This window comes from Mesorhizobium sp. M0633 (assembly GCF_040320645.1).
Lineage (GTDB): Bacteria > Pseudomonadota > Alphaproteobacteria > Rhizobiales > Rhizobiaceae > Mesorhizobium.
Genome location: NZ_JAMYQC010000094.1, coordinates 1 through 2,729, shown reverse-complemented (window position 1 = coordinate 2,729; position 2,729 = coordinate 1). Strand labels below are relative to the sequence as shown.

Below are 2,729 nucleotides of genomic sequence, written 5' to 3'. Positions count from 1 at the left end.
ATTGCAGCGATGGGCGCGGACTTGATCATGTGCCGATGCATAAAGGACTTTATCCGCACCTGCAAGCAATCTGAAATGGCTACTTCGGGGAGCTGCCGAGCCTCTGTCGCGACGATTTGCAACTGACTTTTGCACCTCGCAGAACTCAACTTTTGCGACAACATTTCCTGCTTCCCGCTTTCCTTCTGATGTCGAGCCCAGCGCGCTTCACCTGCGCTTCGCTGCAGCCGGTCAGCTTTGCCGTCCTGCTGATACTGTTGCCGCCAGACCGGAAGACAATAATGCGTTCGTGTGTCACCAAGTCAGCTTGGCCTCCGGCGGGGCGGCTTATCCGGATGACTGCACGCGATCAGTTGCTGGTTCAAGACAGAGAAGAAGGCCTGCATCGCCTTTGCCGATGTTCAAGGTCAGTTCAATGTGGGTAATTTTCCGACGCCGTATTGCGCCACCGGCAAAAACGGCGTGAATCCTGAAACCTACGCCTGGAATTGGTGTGAAGCAGGCGAAAAGGGCTGCAGTGGCGGCGATTTCATCGAGGAAGGTTTGCGGCGGCGGCAGCGACACCGTTTTCTCCCGTCAGCAAATCCCGCCAAACCATTACCACCCCTATTGCGACCACGATATTCAGGGGCCGTACCGGAACCACGAGGGTCCTTACCAGGCGTGTCTCGCCACGCAAACCACCACCCACAATGGCATGGTGTTTGCCCTTAGAGCCTGACCCGAAACTCGGTTTTGGGGGTGGAAGCGGTTGAGTGGCCCCGTCCGTTGTGATTCGCTTGAGTTGTCTAGACTTGAACGGGATAACGACATGGGTTGGACGGAGACCACCCGCCGGCGATATTGCCGCGCGGGGCAGCGAGATGCAAACGCGTTGACGGACAGGGAATGGGCGTTGCTCGAGCCGTTCCTGCCGGGAACGAAGACAACGGGACGACCGCGGACGACAGAACTTCGGGCGGTCGTGGACGTGCTCCTCTACATCGCCTGGACCGGCTGCCAATGGCGGGCATTGCCGGATCGGTTCCCGCCGGTCTCGACGGTTCAACGCTATTTCTATGCCTGGCGGGACAACGGGCTGTGGAAGACCATCAACTTCCACTTGGTGGCTGCGGCACGCCTGGCGCTTGGTCGCGAGGCGAGCCCGAGCGCCGGTGTCATCGACAGCCAATCGGCAAAGACCACGGACGTTGCCGGTTTGCGTGGTTACGACGTCGGCAAGAAGGTCAAAGGCCGCAAGCGCCATATCATTACTGCCACCGAGGGACACTTGGTCGGGCTGACGGTGCACACGGCCGACATCCAGGAAGGCAGTCGGCGTCATCGCCTCCATTCGACGGCTTTCTCCCTGGTTGCGGCATCTGTTCGCCGACGGCGGCTATGCCGGAGAAAAACTGTCGCAGGCACTGGCCAATCTCGGCACATGGACCATCGAAATCATCAAGCGCTCCGACGCGGCCAAGGGCTTTGAGGTGCTGCCACGACGATGGGTCCTCGAGCGAACTTTCGCCTGGCTGGGACGTTGTCGCCGGCTCGCCAAAGACTTCGAGGCGACCATCGCCAGCGCCGAGGCATGGATCTTCATCGCCTCGATCCGCCTCATGCTTCGCCGCATGGCAGCTCCACGTCGTGCGTCGAGTTTCGAGTCAGGCTCTTACAGGCATGCGCAGGACGCGCGAAGCCGCTCAAATCTCCCCAGATGGGTCAGCCATCGAAGACCGGCATCACTTGCCCGTTGAGCGGCTATACGATAATGCTCCGCGCTAAGCAGCAAGCGCCAAAAATTCGAGCGGCGACTTCATTCTCCTATTCAGGAAGGAACTATGAGGCGGCAGACGCGACCATTCACCGTGGAAGTCAAACAAAAGCGCAATTATCAAAAATCCGCACGTTCCATCTGGGGCAATTTCGACATCGCCGCGGCGATGGCCGAGACAACAAAGGAAGTCGAGCCGTTAAATCGTCAGCTTGTTGACTCTACTGTAGTGGCCCTTGATGCTGAACCTTTGCAAAAACCGCGAGTGGAGCATTTCATGGCCAATCCCCTGGAAACCGAGTCAGCAGTAGTTCCTAGCGCACCGGCAGACAAAGCGGAAACGCCAAAACCGAAGACGAGAGCGCGGCGGTCGAGGAAGCCAGAAGCTGAGGCGAGCGCGCCTGCCCGCAAGGAGGGCGCCAAGCCGATATCCGCGGCCACTGAAGCACCGCCGTCAGCGCGAACAGGCCGAAAGAGCTACTCCGCGAAGGATCGTGCCCAGAAGCTGGCGCAGATCGAGACCTCGATCGGCGGCGGCGCTACTCTCAAGAGCGCGGTGAAGCAAGCCGGCATCTCGGAACAGACATATTATCTTTGGAAGAAGGCGGCGGCGCCGGCGGCGGACAGTGACGGGCTGAAGGATCTCGTCGCGCTCGAGGAAGAAAACAAGCGGCTAAAGAGCCTGCTTGCCGATCGTCTCCGCAAGGAGAATGCGGAACTGAAGAAAAGGCTCGGGCTGGATTAAGGAGGCTGGGCAGCTGGTTCTTGGCTCGCCACCTACAGCAATCCCACCTGCTCCGCCTCTCGGCGCAGATTCTGCCGTGGCCTTGGGCCGATCTGCTGGATGACCAGCCCGGCTGCCAGCGAGCCGAGGTCGCCGCACTGCTTCAGGCTGCGGCCTTGCGTGTAGCCGTAGAGGAAGCCGGCGGCATAGAGGTCGCCGGCGCCGGTGGTGTCGACCAGCTCGCGGATC

Annotated in this window: 3 protein-coding genes and 1 pseudogene; 2 read left to right on the top strand and 2 right to left on the bottom strand. The window is 60.1% G+C overall.

The window, feature by feature from the left end:
* Positions 1 to 327 precede the first annotated feature (327 nt).
* Positions 328 to 564 carry a hypothetical protein gene (locus NKI47_RS34690; RefSeq protein ID WP_352596299.1) on the bottom strand — a complete coding sequence of 79 codons (237 nt, stop codon included), beginning with the start codon at positions 562 to 564 and terminating at the stop codon, positions 328 to 330.
* 247 nt (positions 565 to 811) lie between these two features.
* On the opposite strand from NKI47_RS34690, the pseudogene NKI47_RS34685 reads away from it, so the two are divergent.
* Positions 812 to 1,619: pseudogene (locus NKI47_RS34685) on the top strand (IS5 family transposase); the annotation flags it as partial.
* A gap of 204 nt (positions 1,620 to 1,823) precedes the next feature.
* The gene (locus NKI47_RS34680) at positions 1,824 to 2,501 is read left to right on the top strand and encodes a transposase (RefSeq protein WP_352596296.1); all 678 of its coding nucleotides are present in this window, start codon (positions 1,824 to 1,826) and stop codon (positions 2,499 to 2,501) included.
* Positions 2,502 to 2,533: 32 nt separating this feature from the next.
* On the opposite strand, the gene NKI47_RS34675 is transcribed toward NKI47_RS34680, so the two are convergent.
* The coding region (locus NKI47_RS34675) for a PfkB family carbohydrate kinase (protein WP_352596294.1) at positions 2,534 to 2,729 on the bottom strand (196 nt) is incomplete at its 5' end.

Bases quoted from the DNA above. Each gene is read 5' to 3' on its own strand.
- NKI47_RS34680 (WP_352596296.1), top strand. From the start codon at position 1,824: ATGAGGCGGCAGACGCGACCATTCACCGTGGAAGTCAAACAAAAGCGC.